The 18,255-nt window shown below is 55.2% G+C and carries 18 protein-coding genes and 1 pseudogene; 6 read left to right on the forward strand and 13 right to left on the reverse strand.

All coding sequences use genetic code 11. From position 1 onward, the window contains the following. Positions 1-84: 84 nt before the first annotated feature. Both OB916_RS08130 and OB916_RS08135 read right to left on the reverse strand, forming a co-directional pair. Positions 85-1,257: pseudogene (locus OB916_RS08130) on the reverse strand (hypothetical protein); the annotation flags it as partial. Between the two features lie 21 nt (positions 1,258-1,278). Next, positions 1,279-1,698 (reverse strand): hypothetical protein, encoded by a 420-nt coding sequence (locus OB916_RS08135; protein ID WP_390884058.1) that lies wholly within the window; start codon positions 1,696-1,698, stop codon positions 1,279-1,281. A gap of 220 nt (positions 1,699-1,918) precedes the next feature. Between OB916_RS08135 and OB916_RS08140 the strand changes: the two genes are divergently transcribed. Further along, positions 1,919-2,185 (forward strand): hypothetical protein, encoded by a 267-nt coding sequence (locus OB916_RS08140; protein ID WP_315908801.1) that lies wholly within the window; start codon positions 1,919-1,921, stop codon positions 2,183-2,185. Between the two features lie 209 nt (positions 2,186-2,394). Here the strand turns inward: OB916_RS08140 and OB916_RS08145 are convergent, their stop codons facing one another. Then, entirely contained in the window at positions 2,395-2,562 is a 168-nt protein-coding gene (locus tag OB916_RS08145) for a DUF1931 domain-containing protein (RefSeq protein ID WP_315908802.1), read from the reverse strand. A gap of 143 nt (positions 2,563-2,705) precedes the next feature. Here OB916_RS08145 and OB916_RS08150 point away from each other — a divergent pair, with 143 nt between their 5' ends. From OB916_RS08150 to OB916_RS08165, 4 genes are all read left to right on the forward strand, one after another. Continuing rightward, the gene (locus OB916_RS08150; protein ID WP_315908803.1) at positions 2,706-3,428 is read left to right on the forward strand and encodes a hypothetical protein; all 723 of its coding nucleotides are present in this window, start codon (positions 2,706-2,708) and stop codon (positions 3,426-3,428) included. 56 nt (positions 3,429-3,484) lie between these two features. Further along, entirely contained in the window at positions 3,485-4,027 is a 543-nt protein-coding gene (locus tag OB916_RS08155) for a hypothetical protein (RefSeq protein WP_315908804.1), read from the forward strand. A 336-nt stretch (positions 4,028-4,363) separates the two neighbouring features. Then, positions 4,364-5,587: a competence protein CoiA gene (locus OB916_RS08160; protein ID WP_315908805.1), complete on the forward strand. Its 1,224-nt coding sequence runs from the start codon at positions 4,364-4,366 to the stop codon at positions 5,585-5,587. Positions 5,588-6,052: 465 nt separating this feature from the next. Then, positions 6,053-7,267: a hypothetical protein gene (locus OB916_RS08165; protein WP_315908806.1), complete on the forward strand. Its 1,215-nt coding sequence runs from the start codon at positions 6,053-6,055 to the stop codon at positions 7,265-7,267. A 57-nt stretch (positions 7,268-7,324) separates the two neighbouring features. Here OB916_RS08165 and OB916_RS08170 read toward each other — a convergent pair whose 3' ends face one another. The 8 genes from OB916_RS08170 to OB916_RS08205 all read right to left on the reverse strand — a co-directional run bounded on the left by OB916_RS08170 (position 7,325) and on the right by OB916_RS08205 (position 15,988). Further along, on the reverse strand, positions 7,325-8,578 hold the full coding sequence (locus OB916_RS08170) for a tyrosine-type recombinase/integrase (protein ID WP_315908807.1): 1,254 nt from the start codon (positions 8,576-8,578) through the stop codon (positions 7,325-7,327). Between the two features lie 27 nt (positions 8,579-8,605). Beyond that, entirely contained in the window at positions 8,606-9,115 is a 510-nt protein-coding gene (locus tag OB916_RS08175; protein ID WP_315908808.1) for a DNA-binding protein, read from the reverse strand. After that, the gene (locus tag OB916_RS08180) at positions 9,108-9,803 is read right to left on the reverse strand and encodes a nucleotidyltransferase domain-containing protein (protein ID WP_315908809.1); all 696 of its coding nucleotides are present in this window, start codon (positions 9,801-9,803) and stop codon (positions 9,108-9,110) included. Before OB916_RS08180 ends, OB916_RS08175 begins: the two co-directional genes overlap by 8 nt. Positions 9,804-9,903: 100 nt before the next feature. Beyond that, positions 9,904-10,485, reverse strand: a complete 582-nt coding sequence (locus OB916_RS08185) for a DUF7342 family protein (RefSeq protein ID WP_315908810.1) — start codon at positions 10,483-10,485, stop codon at positions 9,904-9,906. Positions 10,486-10,803: 318 nt separating this feature from the next. Beyond that, a complete protein-coding gene (locus tag OB916_RS08190; RefSeq protein WP_285254313.1) occupies positions 10,804-11,211 on the reverse strand; it encodes a hypothetical protein in 408 nt (135 codons plus the stop codon). Further along, positions 11,208-12,026: a ParA family protein gene (locus OB916_RS08195; RefSeq protein WP_179908262.1), complete on the reverse strand. Its 819-nt coding sequence runs from the start codon at positions 12,024-12,026 to the stop codon at positions 11,208-11,210. The genes OB916_RS08190 and OB916_RS08195 overlap by 4 nt, the downstream gene beginning before the upstream one ends. A gap of 350 nt (positions 12,027-12,376) precedes the next feature. Beyond that, positions 12,377-14,698 carry a DUF262 domain-containing protein gene (locus OB916_RS08200; protein ID WP_315908811.1) on the reverse strand — a complete coding sequence of 774 codons (2,322 nt, stop codon included), beginning with the start codon at positions 14,696-14,698 and terminating at the stop codon, positions 12,377-12,379. Positions 14,699-14,881: 183 nt separating this feature from the next. Continuing rightward, positions 14,882-15,988, reverse strand: a complete 1,107-nt coding sequence (locus OB916_RS08205; RefSeq protein ID WP_315908812.1) for a hypothetical protein — start codon at positions 15,986-15,988, stop codon at positions 14,882-14,884. A gap of 108 nt (positions 15,989-16,096) precedes the next feature. Here OB916_RS08205 and OB916_RS08210 point away from each other — a divergent pair, with 108 nt between their 5' ends. Then, positions 16,097-17,002: a hypothetical protein gene (locus OB916_RS08210; protein ID WP_315908813.1), complete on the forward strand. Its 906-nt coding sequence runs from the start codon at positions 16,097-16,099 to the stop codon at positions 17,000-17,002. A gap of 43 nt (positions 17,003-17,045) precedes the next feature. On the opposite strand, the gene OB916_RS08215 is transcribed toward OB916_RS08210, so the two are convergent. Both OB916_RS08215 and OB916_RS08220 read right to left on the reverse strand, forming a co-directional pair. Continuing rightward, a complete protein-coding gene (locus tag OB916_RS08215; RefSeq protein WP_315908814.1) occupies positions 17,046-17,522 on the reverse strand; it encodes a hypothetical protein in 477 nt (158 codons plus the stop codon). Positions 17,523-17,544: 22 nt separating this feature from the next. Continuing rightward, a complete protein-coding gene (locus OB916_RS08220; protein WP_315908815.1) occupies positions 17,545-18,120 on the reverse strand; it encodes a hypothetical protein in 576 nt (191 codons plus the stop codon). Positions 18,121-18,255: the final 135 nt, after the last annotated feature.

Here is an 18,255-nt window from a genome sequence, read left to right on the forward strand (position 1 = left end):
TGTCGAACACGCGCGTGCACGACAGAAAGTCCGTAATCGGCATCATCTGTCCTTGCTACCGCCTACGTCACGCTCCTACTTCAACGTGCAAAGCTGAGTTACGACCTCGATATTGACGTTCTCACCGATGGTCCCCGCCGGAGAGGGCCGGTCAGTCCCCCACGTGTCGACAATCTCCGGGCCGTCCCGAACAGGCTCTGCACGCGGTCCAATTCGGGAGGGATACGCGTGGACGAACACAGGGATCGCGTCGGACTCTACTTCGGTACTAGCGGTTCGGTTGGACCGCACGAGCCCGTCCCAACTGGTGTCTCGGGCAGTGTAGAATCGCCAGACGCCACGAACTCTCGCGTCACCTTCCTCAGTAAGCGTGTACCCCTGCCAGGGGCGGGACTGGAAGATGGCAACGCCGGAATCCCCGTTCGGATATTCGGCGTAATAGGGGTACGCGGAGAGGTCGTAGACCTCAACGTCAAGTGAGTCCGAGACGTTTCGCCTCTCCTCACGGTAGACGACATCAACATTGGTTCCGTTGACAACGTCGGTCCGGGTCGTCTTCTTCAGTCGGACGTGGACCTCTGCTTCGAGGGTGAGGGTTGCGCTCCAGTCGTCGTCGATCTGGTAGTCGATCGCCGGCGTGTGTGATCCATCGGTCTTCGCGATGGTCTCCCCGTCCTTTTGCAGCCGAACTTCCTCGATCTCGTGATCCGTAAGCGACCACTGGATAGTGCTGTTACCCGAAGAGCTCCCGTTTGGGATACGAACGCGGTAATCGACGAACCCACGCATCGTGCCATTCGGGGCGATGTATAGTGGCGTTTCACCGGATTCGAGGTGGCCCCGAGTTGACGGCTGAACTGCGAACACTGTTGCGTGAGCGTCCTCGATGAATACGCCATCTTCGAGAGTTGAGTGGGGTGGATGGACGGACGTATCTGGTCCACCAGCTTCGAGATCCGCGAAATCGTTTCGAGTCCAGGTTGCGGCAGTCTCGGGCGGGCGCTTGAACGTAATATCCGTCCCGTTCGCAAGCTGGTGGATTGACGTCCGCTCGTCACCGTAGCGCTGGCGGTACTCCTCTTGACTGATGTAATTGTCCGCATCGCGAGACCAGAGTGTCGCTGACTCGTTCTCAGTGAGTCCGTTATCTTCCGTACCTGGTCGCGGCGGATTCGCCGAGACGATACCCGTGACTAGGCTAGCCACGCAGAGGGCTGCGATGAGTACGGTTAGTTCGCGTTGTTGTTGGGGTCTCACGATGAGAGAGGAGTGAATGGCTTACCAGGGGACGAGGTCAATACACTGCGCCAGTGGAAGTCCCATCATCGAGCCGGCGACGGTGTACAGAGGGCCGAGGATAACGAGAACCACAGCGGACTTCATTGCCGAGCGCTTGTGGCGCTTGAGCCCCTTCTTCTGATCTGGATTGAGCGTGAACATCTCGATGAGGGAGTCAGCTTGCCAGACGATGGCGAGACCGACGATGCCCAGCCCAGTAGTTAGCTGGAAGAACCCCTCAATCATTCCGGGAAGATTGTCAGCATTGCATACCGCGCTCTGTGATGTTTGTTGAGCGAGTGCTGGTTCAATCGCAATGAGGGAGAGGACTGCCATGGTGAGGGGGAACTTCAGTCCAACAGTACTCCATCGAGTGGTTTTCGGCTTTTCTTGCGGGGAATCGGTATCTGATACTTGCATACGTGTCTATGGTTAGCTGTTCCATCGTCCGATAGATCACGAGCTCGTACGGATGCGTGGAATCAGCGTTCAATTCTATCACAAACAGACCGGGTATATGAATCTGAACATTCGAACGTATTCTTGGGAATTTTTCTGTATCTCATAGCATCTGATAGAATGGGTAAGAAACGCATCGGGGGATATATACATCTCTTCGGACGACAGTGTAGGTATCCACATGTATCGGGAAGTTAATTGGGCAGTACCTGCCGACCCATACATTCTCGAAGAACTGGGCGAGTACGATGGCTGGCACACGGCAAAGAATCTCGAGATCAATACGGACTTCAGTCGCCAATGGATCTCTCAGCGCTGTCCGGTATTTGTTGATCATGAACTCGCTGAGCGCCACGAAGAGGAGCCTGCATACCGCCTCACTGAGTTCGGCGAGCAAATCCTCAACGGTGAAGCAGAGTACGAAGAGCTCAACGAAATAGAGGGCTGAGTCGTTCCTAACGGGTAGATTGGCGTGATTTCCGATCGTAGTTGAGACTGTAGAAGGTTCTCGCCCATAGAGGTTTAACCAACAACAGAGTTGTACCGCGGATTTTGTTGGTTAACTGGACTAATATCGAACCGTCAGATCTGAGAGATTCTGAATAGGTGCCTCAAAAAGCTACGTTCGAGTAACGAGTGAGCTCGCGAAATTCGGTGCTACAGATCGCGGGGCTGGACCGTCTTCCGGTCGTTGGCCTCGGCACGCTCTGCGGCGTCCTCGAGCAGTTCGGCGACCTCTTCGTTGAGGGCGTCGTAGAAATCCGCCGAGACGTTGTTGTCCGAGAGTGCGTCCTTCACGGCTGCTTTGACGATGAGGTCAGACATTCCATCGCGGACTTCTCTTGTCCACTATATAAAGGTTCGAAGATTTTACGCAGAATCTCGACCAGATACTGCCGATGGTACTGTATCCACTAGAGCGAACTTATAAAGACTATTTATACTACTCCGATAACAACACCCACACGATGAGTGATTCCGATGATTCACTCTTTGGACTATCTGAAGATACGCTCCGTGCGGCGACAGAGGCCCTCCCCTCACAGGAGGAAATGGAAGAACTGGTTCAAGCAGTACGTCAGGGCCAGGAACGATTAGAGCGATCAAGACAACACGCAGAAGAATACATCAACCTCGGTCCACCTTGGGACTACGACCCAGCGGACTACTCTCCAAGCGAAGAGGCTTCCTTCACAGCAATGAAGTGGACCTATGAAGGACGCGAATATCTCGAATCCACTGGGGTCCCAAATCTAAACACCATCGCAGAACGTATCGAAGAGGGATCTACGTCGCTCGCTGAAGAACTAGATGACTCTGAAACCGAGTACCCATACAAAGGGCTGCACCTGCTACTCTCCTCCCTTGATGGCCTGATCACCTGGCTCTGCGAGAACGACCCAGATATTGACCCTAACTTCTACAACGACGGCGGAAACCCCGTTTACTTCGGCGGACGAAAAAAATGTGCTCTAGAGAAATGGTACGATGAACACGCCATTTTCGGTGTCGAAGACGATGAGGGGGAGTCATTCAAACAACAATGGGACGACTTCTGGAATCACCGTCACCGAATAATGCACGGCTCACCTGACGCCTACTATGATGAAAACGTCGGCATAGCCACCCTATTCTTCGTCGGACTCACGGCTCACGTCGTAAAAGAGAGATACGATCAGCTAAATCAGTAAAAGAAATCGTTTCCCAGAGACCATAGGCTCTTATTTCACCGCTGATATCGCCGAGTATGAGTAACAGCGTGGAAGAGACAGAAAATCAGGAGGAGTCAAAGAAAGATTCTGACACCTCCTCAGAAGCTCGCCGCCACGCACTCGATGACGCTCGACGGGTACTCGATCAAGAACTCCAATCGCTAAACGATATTACTCAGAAAGCCTGGCGAGTCGTACAATTCAATGGACTTGTCGCTACAGTTTTCGCAAGCCTCGTACCCACCCAATCCAGTTTAACTCAGATAACAGTAATCTCAGGATTCCTACTCGGAGGGGCCGTTATCTCACTTGGCTATTCCACATACAGGGCCTTCCAAACACAACAACGAGAGAGTATCAGTACAGGCCCTGAAACCGATATGTTTCGAGCGGTGGCTGAACACGACTACGATGAAGTTGAATATCTTTCTCGTGCAATCAATATCCACTCAGACTGCTTCGACAAGGTACAGTCAAAAACAGAGGACAAGTCTGAAGATGTCGATAACGCACTCATCACATCGATCCTCGGCGTCATCCTTTTAGTGGCCGGGACGATACTCCTCTTCATACTATGAGTGAGGAAGGCAACTCTGGTGACTCCGGATCCTCTGGAGACGGAGAAGCCCCCGACCTGGGGCAGTTCGGATCCAACGAGACATTCAAGGGCAGCGACAGCCCCGATAACACACGGTCCGACGACTCATCAGACGAATAGAATCGCCGGAGATTGTTCTCTAGTTTTTGAATTCTGATTAGGAATACGGCCTGGAGGCAAGATCTGATCCGGGACATAGAACACTAAATACCGCTTAGAGAATCCCTCCATAGAGTCCGCTCTCGGAGTCTAGCTTCACTTATCTAGACCGATTAGCTGGGGGAGATACTTGCTTATTGAGATATTCTGTGGGGATATGCCCTTCCGCGGTCGTCGTGACGGTCGCCCGGTCGTCCCCGCCATTATCGACGATGGAGAAGAAGTCACCTGTCCGGTATGCGGCGGGACGATGTACCCGCGATCGGCGCCGGGCAAGTCTCGACACTTCTACCACGTATCAGACGACGCCGGCCAGCGCTGCTCGAATGGCGGCGAGTCAGAGACCCACGAACGCGCAGTCGCCCGTGTCGAGGTCGCTCTGCACCAGCAATTCGGAGAAAACGCCCGCATCGAGACGGAGGTGGACGTCGACGTGTCCGAGGTGCCGACACCTGTGACCGAACGCCGGGCCGACGCACTCGCGACCTTTGACGATTGGAATCCGTACTTCGGGGAAGGGCTTGCCGTTGAGGTACAGCACAGCCACGAGGACAAGGACGTCCATCAGGTGACGCATGACTACTTGGCTGCTGGGTACTCGGTCGTCTGGATACGCGCTGCATCAGTCCTTCTCGATACATTCAACTACGACACGATTGATGCCGAATTTGAGCAAGACGACGGTTCTGGATACGCCCAACGGACGAGCAAAGCTAGCCGATTTACGAACTGCCAAGCGCTCCTCTACGACGGCGAACACGCGTGGGAGCGCGTACCGCCCTATGCCCATCCTCGCGGACAGGATGACCTGATTACGTACGATATCTGTACTGCCCAGGGTTGCGAGCTACGCCGGATTCACGAGTCCGACGGCAGTTATACCTACACCGCGAGCGACGAGTACGGCCCCGACTTTCCCCTGAAAGCGCTCAAGAACGCAATTGTCCGTGAGTACGACCGAGACCCATTCTGGAAGTGGGCAGGAAGCCAGTACCATTCCGCACAGGTGGAGAAACTGCTTGCGACACGACCTGAGATAGAGCGCTGCCGGGGGCCGAAGGGGTTTCACGAATGGGGGCGGCGAGAAACGCTCTGGACGAACCATTCCGACCAGCCGTTAATCGAACTCCGCGAGTGTATGTACTGTCCCGTTCGGTTAGTGACGAACCACCGAGGGCGGTCAGGACACAGTACATTCTGTCTCTACGGTCGAGAGCCTGATCTCGACTGGGACGACGTGTATTTCCAAGCCAGTCCTCCCAGGTGTGACCACTATCTCTACGACGAGGACGCGATCGAAGATTACTGCCCAAAGTGCGGCGCGACAATGGAAACTCCCGATACAACGCTCCGCGACCACACGAGTTGGATTCCGCCGTAAAGGGAAGCTGGCCCTCATCCGAATTGTACGGAAAAACGGAATCCAGAATCGATTAACCGAGTTCGGGCTAGACATACACGGGCGAGAGACCCTCCTGGACGAGTCTGCACGAAACACACTGTACAGAGTTCGCTTCGACAGACCTCAAACGTGCTGACCAAGATGATCTACTCGATCTGCAAGGGTCAACGGAACAAGGGTTCGTTACGTATCTAGAGGAGAGGCCCGTCGAACGGGACTTCAGAGAAATGTTCTGATCAGTCACGAAGTTCGGCAATTGACTGACCGACCTCACGCACGTGCTCGCTTCGCTCGAGGTCGAACTCCTCAGCGAGGTAATCAACCGTCTCTTCGAGGTTCATACTGGAAAGAAGTCCGTCAGGCAGTATAAACCTAGAGCTGAAGCGCCCATGTAGCCCATCAGGGGAAGTGTCTTTTTACGCCGTACTACTTACCCTTCTGGTAATGAGTGAGGAAGAAGACGAGGAACCGAGCAGTGAAGATGATTTTGAGGATTTGATGGAGGCGATTCAGGAGGAGCGCCAGGAGCGTCAGGAGCAGGTGTCGTTTGAGTGGGTAGAGACGGTTCGTGAGGCCGGCGAATTATGGCGTGATATAGGAGATGTAGAAACGGTTGCTGACGAGACGGACTTGTCTGTGGAGACGACGAAAGAGGCACTCACGGTTTACCGTTTGATCTTCGAGGATCCCTCGGATGTGGCAACGAAGGCGTCGAGGCCATCACGAGCGTACTTTTCTCTGGAACGAGAGTTGAAGGAAGAGTTCGACGAGGAGAATGATGATGAGCCAGTTGAAGATCTGCTTCGAGAGTATGTCGGTGCGCTATACTTGGACCACGATATTGAGGATTTGTCGGTAGGTGAGCCACCAGAGGAAGAGACGCCACCGCTACCCTTTGATTGGGAAGAGTTGGATCTGGATATGAGTGAGATAGTTTCAAGTATTGAAATCCCGGCTTCCACGGTTGCTGCAGTGGCTAATATTTCGGACATCCACGATACGGTTCTTCAGAATCAGACTTCTCTTTTAGCTGGCGTCGTGGGTTCAGAGCTGTTTCGAACGGAAAAGATGGTGGCAAGTGCCCTTCAGCCGATTATTGCTCAGCAGGAGATGGCACTCGCACGGAGTTTGGCTCCATTGACTGCTGTCATTGAGGAACAGCAAAATATGGTTGCTCAATCAGCTGCATTGATGCTATCTGATGTGATTGCAGATATCCGGGTTCCTCAGTCTGTATTGGCTGATTTGGCGGCGATTCAACCGTCCGTAAGTGCGGCAGCTGCGGCCAGTAGCTATCCGTCTTCCCAGTTTGTTAATTCAACATCGACGACAAGTGTAGACGCTGAGCCATTGGAGGCTACTGCCGAGGTGGTTCCGGAGACAGGCCCTGCTGAGGCGACTGTGGATGCTACTCTGCCGGATGCAGGTAGTTTCTCTTTTGAGTTGGCGTTGGAGGTACCAACTCAGATTACGTATTTCATTTTAGCAGGTTCTGAGACCAGAGAGTGGTTTAATGAGCAGCCTACAAATTACCAGCGGGCAGTTATTGGAGGGATAGCGGGGTATATTGCTTACTCGATGACGTCGAAGTGGGGTGCTGCAGGTTACGCTGCCGCGGTTCTGACTCCGTTGATCCGGCAGATGCTCAAAAACGAATAGCCCTCGATTGGTCATCTACCCTGTCTTCTTCAAAAACGGATTGTGTTGAGAATGCGGCTACAATTGTGTAAGACTATCAATCTCTTCTAGTGCTTCAGTTGCGACGTCACCGAGTTCACCAGCTTCAATATGTGAGTACCGCTCTCTCACCATCTCCTCAGAGTTGTCTAAATACCGGGCAGCGACGGTGTAACCAAACGCACGAACAAGTACCTCGCCCATTCCACGTCGACCACCGTGCGGAGCAAGATAATCGTGTTTCGGATGGTCGATGTCGATCTCTGCGTTATCCGAGAGTCGCTGAAGAATCGACCGTGCTCCATCCGTTGTGATCGACGGCGGCCGAATATCCTCTTCAAGCGCTAGTATGAAGTCGCGAGCGTATTCGCCACGTCGCTCGTCGATTGCATTCGGGCGTTCCCCTCGGTCAGCTAGATCATCCTGTACGAGTGTTGCAAGCGTCCGTTGGTCGAACGTCGGAAACACCGGCCAGCGCTCCGTCGGTGGGTCCATCAGACGGCGATAGCTCCGCAGCGGCGAGATCACTGGGTCGGGGAGACTCGCGGCGTCCCACTGCTGTTTCTTCCGGTAGACGTCCATACTCCCGTCGTCGAGGGAGAGGTCCTCCCAGCGGACGCCGCGCCGGCGCGGGTCGTTCGGATCCCGGAGCAGTTCCCCGACGCGGACAGCTGTGTACGCGAGAACGAACACCAGCGCCCGGTCACGAGCCGCCTTCAGCGCTGCGTAGCGCGCTCGCTGCTTGTCGAGGGGGTCAGTATCCTCCGGGAGTGTCGTGTACGCCTCGACGGCGTCGCGAGCCCGTTCGTCGACGTAGCGGGTGAGGGCGTGGCGCTGTTCGGACGTCCAGGCCTGCTGGTCGCCGGGCTTGCGGCCGTCGTCCTCCGGCAGCGGCGCCATCGCACTCGCCCGCTGCGCGTAGTGCGCTTCGAGATATCCCTCGTTGACACACCACCCGCACCACGCAGAGATATAGCGATAGTAGGTTTGTACCGTGTTCTGTTTGAGTCCTCGATCGCCGGCGAGATGCCGGGCGTACTCCCGGAACACGCGTTCGTCGAGGTCCTCGAAGGTGGGGTCGCGGTCGACGTCGTCGGGGACGATCCCGGTCCAGTCGTCGCCCCCGCGGTCGCCGGCGGCCCACTCAGCGAATCGTTCGAGTTCGCGGGCGGCGTTGCGTCGATAATTCCCACCGTCGCCTCCACGGCCTTTCCCCTTGTCCTGGAGGTAGCGCTCGAACGACTCGGAGAGTGAGGTCAATGGCGTCCGTTCCGTCGGTGTATTCCGGTCCATAGTGCTCTCCTGAACTGTTGAACGTAGTCAGTCACACAGACAGACGCCGCCTTCCCGAATCTGGCTCACTGCGAACTGATGGACAGCGTCGGCGAGGTCAGTCATTGCTTCCGCCTGCTCTTCGGTTGGACGCCCCCCGCCGTAATAACTCTCTGTCCGGTTCTCGCTGTAGAGGTCCTTCATCGCCTCTGCAGTCTCCCGCTCAAACAGCCCGATCTGGTGGGCACGCTCGTAGCTGAACTGGTGGTCCTGAAAGTCCTGAAGCATATCGTTCGTCATCGCGAGCGCGTACGCCTCGATCGACCGTTCGATCGCGCCGAAACAGACCTCGATGACGGCCGTGTAGTACCCATCCTGTGACTGGAGAGTGTCAACGACCTCGAGGAGGCGGCACGCTTTCGTCAGCTGTGTCTTCCAGTCTTCGTCGGCACTAATCCCGTCCTCGAACGCTATTCGACCGCGTCCGACCATCTCGAAGGCATCCTGTGCACGGTCGAGTGCTGCGAGCACAGCGGTCGGGTCCGAGCCGTTACTCATCAGAGGCTCCTTCCTCCAAGAGGAGGTTCTCGACGGTTTCGAAGTCATTCGTCTTGTAGACCGGAATCCCTGAAACGACGATCTCTCGGATGTCTTCGGTGTACGCCGGGATCGCCTGGACGGCCTCGACATCGATATCGTAGGCGTATCGGTCACCATCGAACTCCGTGTCTTCGAGGTCACGGGCAATGGTGTTCGCTTCTCGTTGGCTTTCGGCCCGCCCAGACCGTGTTAGCACCCAGAGATCGATATCGCTCCGTCGGTCAGCCTCGCCCCGAGCCACACTCCCATAGAGGATGATGCCGACGACGTCGTTGATGTTCTCACGAAGCTCCGTAACCGCAGCTTTGACGGGTTGATGATACTCTGGTTGGGGGATCCGGAGGATCGGATCGTCTGGAATCGACAGGCGCTGTCTGTTGATCTGGACGAGTCGCTGGTTGCTTTCGGGCGATTCGACGACCAAGTCGTTCGCGCTGAGAACGTTTACTGCCCGTCGGACGGACTGGTGTGAGTGACCGATCTGTGTCGCGAGTTCTCGCAGTGAGAAGTCACTGAATCGGTGGTTTGTTAAAAAGAGAAGGACGTCGCTCGTCGCCTTGTGTTTGAATAAAGTCGGATCTAAAGGGGGTATTGAAAGAGAAATAGCTACTCCAGACGAATTCGTACTATCCGTCTCGCGGTTCATGTGCCGTATCACGGACCACTACTATAAAAACATTATACGTGAGTCGGGATCAGCCTAAATATTCATCTGCCAGCAATGGACGTGCGGAGAACGAGGTCCGTCACCTCCGGGCCCCACCACGTTCGGTCGCTGGGGCTAGAAAGTCCCACTCTCGGATGGCAAAACCCACAATTTCGATTCGCCGTTGGAGCTGTTCCCACTCGCGCGCGATCTCTCGGCGACGATCCTCTTCGGTGACGTCGAGTACCTGGTCAGCGATCGTCCCGCGAAGTTGGTTCGGTGACTCGACATCAAACTCGTCCTTCCATCCTCGGATCTGAGCGTTCATCTCGGTGAGCCGTTCGGTGAGGTCTTCGACGGTGTGGTCGCTGTCCCGAAGGCGTATGGCCTCCGTGAGTGCTTGACGACGATAATCGGGGAAGTATGTCGTGTGGCCCCCGGTGTCGTCACGGTGGAGGATGTCGTCGTCGACGAGATGTTCGAGGACGCGCTTGGTCGGCCCGTGTGACCAGTCTGCTTCGGAGGCGATCCAGTTTGCTGTCCGCGGCTCTGAAACCTGTCGGGCAACCATCCGCACCCGGTCTTCACCCGTGGGTTGGCGTTCCATCGGACCCTCGGAAATCGATTCACCTCCAGTCATACAACCCCGTTCGTGCTGTGTCATAAAATAGGTCACAGGCATTTAGTCTATCACGAGGACTGCCCTCGCTATCTCCGCGGACTTGGCTGAGGCGACCCAGAGAAATCTCGAAACCCGTTCTTGGCGGGTCTACCCCGGGGGAAGCGTCTTTCTGAGCCGATTGCAGCATCCGTGCTTCACCGACGGCGTCGGGGTACTTCAAAGTGGTCGTGATTATTGGCATAATCAGGACCACTTGTTGTTTTCGAGCCATCGGGAGAATTCGGGGGTCTAGAGTCTCTTAGCGCCGGAACTCCGCACTACAGTAGAATGTATAGCGTATATCGCTATACAAAAACTCGGGCCTCGCTCTGCGCGAGGTCATTCGTCTCCGAGTTCCGAAAGCCGAGCCTTTATTTCCTCGGCATCCGCCTCAGAGAGCGCCTCAACACCAAACTGAACGAGTAGCGGGTAGAAGTGGCGGTTCTTCTTGAACTCGTCCTGGCCCGCCTTGCGGAGCTTTAGCTGGGACTCGAGGTAGGTATCCTCCATCTCGTCGAGGACATCGTCGGGAATGTAGATCGTCCGCCCATTCCACTCGTCCTTGATGTTCGTCTTCGTTTTGCTCGTTTCGTTCGTTTCACTCGTTGAAGTCGATTCGGTCGTTTCGGTCGATGAACTTGTTTCCACCGTTTCACTCACCTCGCTCGTTTCGCTGGAATCGACCTCATCGTCCTCCTCTTCGTAGTTGCCCTCGATGCCGGAAGCATCACCCCAGCCGTCGCTCATGCTTTCACCTCCTCAGGCGCAGTCTTCTCGAACGTCTCGTCGAACAGGTCGGCAATCTCGTTGAACAGGTCGCGTGCATCCTCGACGCGCTGGTTCTCCTTGCCGAAGCCGAAGACGGACACCCCCTCGCCGATCGACTGGGAGAGGTCGGTCCGCTTCGGGATCTCGAACACCGGGAGGGAGTACGCCGACTTGATCTCCTCGATGGTGTCGCGGTGTTCAGCGTTCTGCTCGACGCGGTTACAGACAATCGCGAGCCGATTGATGTCTCCGTACGCCTGTTCGAGGGAACTCAGCTGCTTTGCGAAAATCTGGAGGCTGTTGGCGTTGAGCTTCTCGGGAATGACGGGGATGACGACGTTGCCGGTTGCGACGAGGGCGTTGTCGGTGAGGACGTTCAGGGATGGCGGCGTGTCGACGATGATGTAGTCGTAGTCCTTCTCGAGTTCGTCGAGAGTCATCTCCAACCGCTCGCGACTCTTCGGCGCCTCAAGCAGCGTCTGGATGTTCTTGTTGTTCGCGAGTTTCTCGCTGGCGGGAAGGATGTCGAATTCCTCGTGCTCGACGATGATGTCGTTCACCGACTCCATCTGGTCGAAGTCGAGGACGTCGAACAGCGTTGTACGGTCGGTATCGTAGTACAGATCGTTGTAGCCAAGAGAGCACGTGAGCCCTCCGTGGTAGTCGATGTCGACCAAGAGGACGTCGTGACCTCGGGCGGCGAGTGCGCCGCCAGTATGAATGACGTCGGTTGTCTTCCCCGCGCCTCCCTTCTGATTCGCCACCGTGATTCGTGCGGTATTGGTGTCGGTCATTGTCTTCGTTTCTCTCGTTGTGTTCGTTTCGTTCGTTTTGGTCGTTTAGTTCGGTGCGTTCGGTGAGGGTGTTTCACTCGGTGAGAGGATTACTACGATGTTAAAACCAACTGTTCGTTTCGCTCGTTGAACTAATTGCGTTCATTTCTGTCACTCAATTCGTTCCGTTCGTTTGGAGAATTCAATTCATCAATCTCATTTACTTCATTCCATTCATTCTATTCGTTTCGTTCGTTCCTTTCGTTTCGGCCAAGGAGGTCGGCACCCTCTGTGGGGATGGCGAAGCTGGATAGGATAGTCAGCTGAGAAGGCTTCGACAGATACTCGCAAAACCGACTTCTCAGAGGGGGTTAAAGCGATCGGACGGACAGACGTTTCTCAAACTCTTGGTCCGTCTTCTCTCGAATTTCGTGGCGTACCTCATCTTGGTCGGATTCAATCCCGAACTCGTCCTCAAACGAATCGAACCCAAGCGTCGACAGAATATCCAAGAGGAGCTCGATTCGTCGATCCTGCAGAGTCTCGTAGGTCCAGAAGGAGTTGAAATACGCCACTACATCGGCGTCCACATTCGAAACGTCACCGCCATCGTGCTGCTCACGGAGATTGTCGAGGGAGTCGCGATCGACGTTGCCGTATTCGGCCGTGAAATACCGATTGGGGTAGATACTGGCGAAACCGTCGATCTCGGAGTAGTACTGCGTCATCTTCTCGGCGAGTGGCCGATTACTCGCCCCGATATTATCGGTGTCACGGAGCAGGAGGAAGTTCCCGATATCGTCGATGAACCCCTGCGTGATGAACTCCGAGATATTGTCTTTCAGTCGCTCCTCCTCTTCGTCGAGATCAGAGCGCTGCACCAGCTCGATATAGCGTTCGATCTCTGACGCGATCTCGATGTCCGGCTCCGAGTCGAGTTTGAAAAACTCCCGAAGCCACGTCGGGTCTTCCGGGTCGCTGACGGGAGTCTGCGGGAGGACGTGTTCGAGATGGATGTTCCCCATGTTCAGGTCTCGCTCGACGGCACGACTACTGTCGTCGAAGTGATCCTGGGCGATCTTCCCGAAGAGCAGTCGCGCCGTTCCGGTACTCCAGGACTGCGTCTGAACGACCGTATCGACGAACCGGTCGCCGAACAGCGTCGGCGTAGAGGAGCGCATCTCGGTGATGAGGTACTCTCGAGAAGCCTCGTATACACTATCTGGAGTGGCGTCGGCAGTTGGTGCGAGATTGAACTCCTCGACGGCCTCGATGAAGACCTCGCGGAAAATACTCGGACGTTCAGAGATGAGGAGGCGTCGCAGGTTGAGTTTCTCGATGGTCTCTAGTACGCGGTGGAACTGTGCTGCATCCCGTTCCGATTCAGGATTGGTGTGATAGTAGAGCGCCAGGACGAATGGCCGCCACTGGTCCATCTGTTGGTTATTGAGGCGAACAAGGATTTCCCGACACTGCTCTCGGTGACTGGCTAACTCAAGGTCCTCGGCGGCGAGCTCCGTGGTTGTGATATCTTGGTAGTAGTCGACGAGGTCGTGCGCGTAGTCGAGGAAGGCCTTCGCTTCATCGAGATTCCGAAGGCGCGGGACGACATCCGAGTCGATGTTCCTCGTGTCGAAGGCGTTGGTCAGTTCGGCGCTGGCGTCACCAATCCTGTCGATGCCATCGTCGACGATACTCAGATAGATCGAGAGATAGTCGTCGATGGCGTCACCATCGGTTGCGAACGCCACCACGATGTCCTCCCACTTGTCGACGTACTCGTCTTTCACGTCGGTATCGAAAAACGCGTTCACGACCGCCGCCCTGATACGGTCGATCTTCGTCAGATCGACGCCGCGGTCGTTCAAAATCTCGAAGATCTGCATCCGGAAGTCCGACTCCGCCTCTCGAATCAGGTACTCCCCGACGTGGTAGGAGTTGTAGACGTAGTTAAGGATATTCACGAGCGCTCGCACAGTCTCGTCCGGCGTCTCGGCGTCGGCGACGACGCCGCTAATCTTCTCGTCGTAGAACTCGTAAGCGTTCAACAACCGCCGGTGTGAGCGGTACAGTTTGAAGAACGCCCCTGAGGACAGCGAGTCAGTATCCAAGTCCGCGAGTTCATCGTCCGTGGTACCGAACCGGTCCAGACATTCCGAGACTTGTACTGCATCGCTGTTGTTCCCGTGAATGCTGAAGTCGGCCTCGTTCTTGAGGTAGTCCACCTGGGCGGAGGGCCCCATCATGAGGGCTTTGAAAAATTCAGCGTCGTGTTTGTTCAGCGTGAGACGAGGCTCACGTTTGCCGAACATCTCCTCCACATAGAGGATATCGGTGATTCGCCCGATCCCGTAGTCCCGAAACTCCGCCAGGGTATCGTCCTCGATAGAAGCTGGGTCGACGTCCTCGAGGTGCTCCATAAGGACGCGCAACAGCAGGTGTGTCGTCGTCAGGCGCTGTTGGCCGTCGATGACCTCGTACACCTGTTTGTCGTCGTTGACCGCGAAGTACATCGAGCTGAAGAACACGTCCGACACTTCGCGTCGGTCAGCGACCAGGTCGGCATTCACGAACTGCTCGATGTCCGACCAATACTGTTCGTGGTGGATATTCTTCCACGAGTACAGTCGCTGGTACTCTGGTACGTTGAACTTCTGATCGGTGAGGACCTCCCCCAGAGTCCGTTTCTCCATCTCGAAATTCTCGGCCGTAATCGGCCGAACTACCTTCCCATCACCGACATTCCGGGTATCGAGATCTCTGCCATCGTAGTCGATGTACTTATCATACAAATCGTCAGCCTCGTCCGACATTATTGACTGCTGTTTGTAGTCCGTCCATTTACCGTTGTGGGCGGGTTTCCGGGCCGCGTCAGGTCATCCCAACAAGTTAGCCAGTTCGTGGAGGTTCTCTTTGAGATTACGCTGGAACTCGGTAGAGACGGTAATGAATTCGCCGTCGTCGCTGTGTTCCTTGTACTTTCCCAGCGAAAGGGCGAGCTCCCCGCTCGGGGTTGCAACGAGCTTGAAGATAACTGAAGTGCTCTGTAAGCCGGTTTCCAGCCACGCCTTTTCGATATCTGCCCATTCGCCAGCGGAGGTATCTGCTGAATCAACCTCGTAAGCCAAGCTGTGAACCTTCCCCCGATTCCGAGAATGTCCAGTCTGAACTGGAGCGAGCACGTGTTCAGTACCGCGGACCTGCTTCCCGAGCTGAAGCATCGTCCGCCCGTCAGGCGTCTCGGTGAGTTTGAACCACTTCTGGTACGGGTCATACGAGGCACTCAACCACCAGAATCCGAGATCGTTCCAGTCCGATTGCCCTCCCTGATCGAACTTCCCGTACTCCCATGCTCGACGAAGACCCTCGCTGTGTTCAGCTAGATATTCTCGCGGCAGGACGACGTCCATCGAGGGATTGGCTGGCTTTGATTGTCGGAGCCAGTGGATGACGCCGTGATACCCGTCGCTGAAGTCGTGTTGGACCGCGTGAGGCCAGGTCGGGAGAATGCCAGAGAGATCGACGTTGAATCCGGAGAAGTCCTCTTCTCCCAACCAGAGGACGCTGTACTCTGCAGCAAGATACTCAGCGGTTACTGCGTCGACATCCTTGTCCTCGTGTTTGTGCTGTACTTCGACGCCGATGCCCCGGCCTTCAGGAAATCGAGGCTGAGGAAACTCAACGAGAATATCGGCACGCCGTTCTCCCAGTTGCTGTTCTAATCCTATTGTGGCGTCGGGATACTCGGTCGTGAGCTTCGAATACGCGATTGACTTCATCCGCAAATGAGGTGGAGATTCACCGCCACAGTCAGTCTCCTCTTCAGCAGCGTGGTAGAAATGCCGCGCGACGAACGATCCCTTCCGGCGATGGGAGTCGCGAATTTTCAATTGATCGCCGCACTTCGGGCACTCGAGGAGATCCCCTTTCTGTACCTGATTCGGAATAACCTCGGTACCGTCGTGGAGGGCCAAGAACGGCATACTAGTTGTCGCAGTTTAGCAGCCCACCTATAGAATAATACCCCTGTTGTGCCCCTCGCTTGAGAGGTATATCTATTTAATCCGAGAGTCAGTCAGCCAACAGTGAGAATGGTATCAGTCTCACTTCTCGAATTTGCCAACACCAATCGACTCATCTACTTCAAACCAGAAACCGACATAGAGGTATTTGACGATGACGAGGAAGAGTGGAATCCGCTGTTCAAATCCTCATACTCACTTTCAGCACTCATTGAAGCGCTCAAAGCGAACAGAATAGAAGCTGGGAACGTCCGCTTCGAGGACTCGGTCGCCCAGGAGTATCTTCACCACCTCAAGGAAACAGGGATTGATGACCAGCTGCATCACGAGGACCTAATGAATCGTGACCGGCTCGTGGCGTTTGCTGACGCAGGATACACAACGGTCGACGACCTCCTGGGGACAGCGGATCCGATCGATATCTCCAAAGATACCGGTGTGGACCGCGATGTCGTCTCCAGTATCGCGACGAACCATCTCGACGGCTTCTCGACAGGGAGTTCATTCGGTGATACAGGCCCGCTACAACAATTGAATCCAAAAGATTCGTTCACTGGATGGGACCTCGTGGAGGCGTCCTCAAACCGGATTCGATGGGTTTCAGCCGGGCGATTCAACCTTACCATCAGTCCGGCGCCGGACGGGAGTACTACAATCGCGTGCAACGCACCAGAAGCAGAGCGGAACGCCTGGTATCGGAAAGGCCGTTCAATCGAAGCGGGACCTGATGAGTCGTTAACCCCCGAGGAAGCCCTAGAACAGTCTCACGAATGGTTGAAAGCGCATCAGCTGGAATACGAGGACGATCTCGCCGAACTCCCTCGAATCGGGGCGGCGACCAAGGATTACCTCGCGCTCGAATACGGGATCACATCACGAGAGGAACTCCGAACATTTGCAGAGGACCAACCTGATGAGTTCGACGACATCTTTGGCTCTCCTGGAAGTGACCTCAGAGAAGCACTGGAACGGTAACTCGGCCACCGCACACCCTTCCGATGTCTATCGAGAACAGATGTCACAAGAGAGACGCAGCAATCTGGAGCAAGAAGCCGAATAAGAGGAGAGAACTGCCAGCCCGAAGAGACCACTCGCGGGCCCGCTGTTCAAGCTGGTGAACGTGGCGTTCGATATATCGATCGACGAGTGTTCGAGAGATTCGTCCGTCGCGAGCGTGAATCGAATCCCCATCGGTGTGATATCGAACTTCGACAGCGTCGGGCTCATCCTCCAGGCTTACGACGACGATCTCCTTTATTGGGCCATGTACCTCGACTCGCCCGTCGAGTGCCTCACATACGGCCTCAAATCCAGAATCATCCGAGGTCAGTTTCCCTTCGCTCAGGAGAGTTACCCGGCCCCGTTCGATTTGTTGGATTTCATCCTCAGGTGTTTTGTATGCCCGAAATTGTTCGAACTCAGGAAGGACGACCATTAGGGCACCAGCAGCATCTAGGCCTAAGCCTACGGTAGCAAGCGTTTCTATCCCGACCATTTGTTGATTCCAAAAGATTTCATCAGTTTTCAAGAACTTCATTAACAGCTGGGATCAATTCAGACCGATAGCCAGCAGACACAAGGAGCTCCTGGATGTGCTCAAACTCCTGCTCTCCATCTGGAGAGTTTGTCAGGAGTAGTTCTTCGATCACCTGCTCACCGTCATCGCAAAGAGCTACAGATTGGGCGAGAGGAGTGTCCTCAAGTGGATTTCGTCGCTCATCAATCACAATCGGCTGCCACCCGCCCTGGTACTGGTATCGGTAGAGGGTGATAGTGCGGACGGTGTCATCGTCGACAAAGAAGCTCGTTTGCTCGCGCTTGCTGGCGACCGCGATCTTCCCGCTGTCGAGATCCGCAGCAAAGTCCTCGAAATTGTGAAACTCAGCAGGAACCGGCCCATCGACGACGTGAGTGATGATTCCCGGCCAAGTGAACCCAAAGACACGCTCGAAGAAGCTGACACTATTGTCATCGGGAGAATCAAACACGAGAAGAAGATCGCCCAGCTGGAGTTCTGTACCGTCTACGCTGATATGCGACGAATATGGATAGGCGTCGCCGTCGTCGAGGACTTCAATATCCGGCTTCGGCATATTGTCCGAATCTAATCGGAGCCACAAAGAGATAGCTAATGGAGCACGCCAGATTTCCCCGAGCACTCAAAAAGTGTATCTCTCCCACCATCCGGACCCCTCACGGCGGTTGAACGACGTCGTATCCTTCTCGAT

It is taken from the genome of Halapricum hydrolyticum (assembly GCF_025517535.1).
GTDB classification, from domain to species: Archaea; Halobacteriota; Halobacteria; order Halobacteriales; family Haloarculaceae; genus Halapricum; species Halapricum hydrolyticum.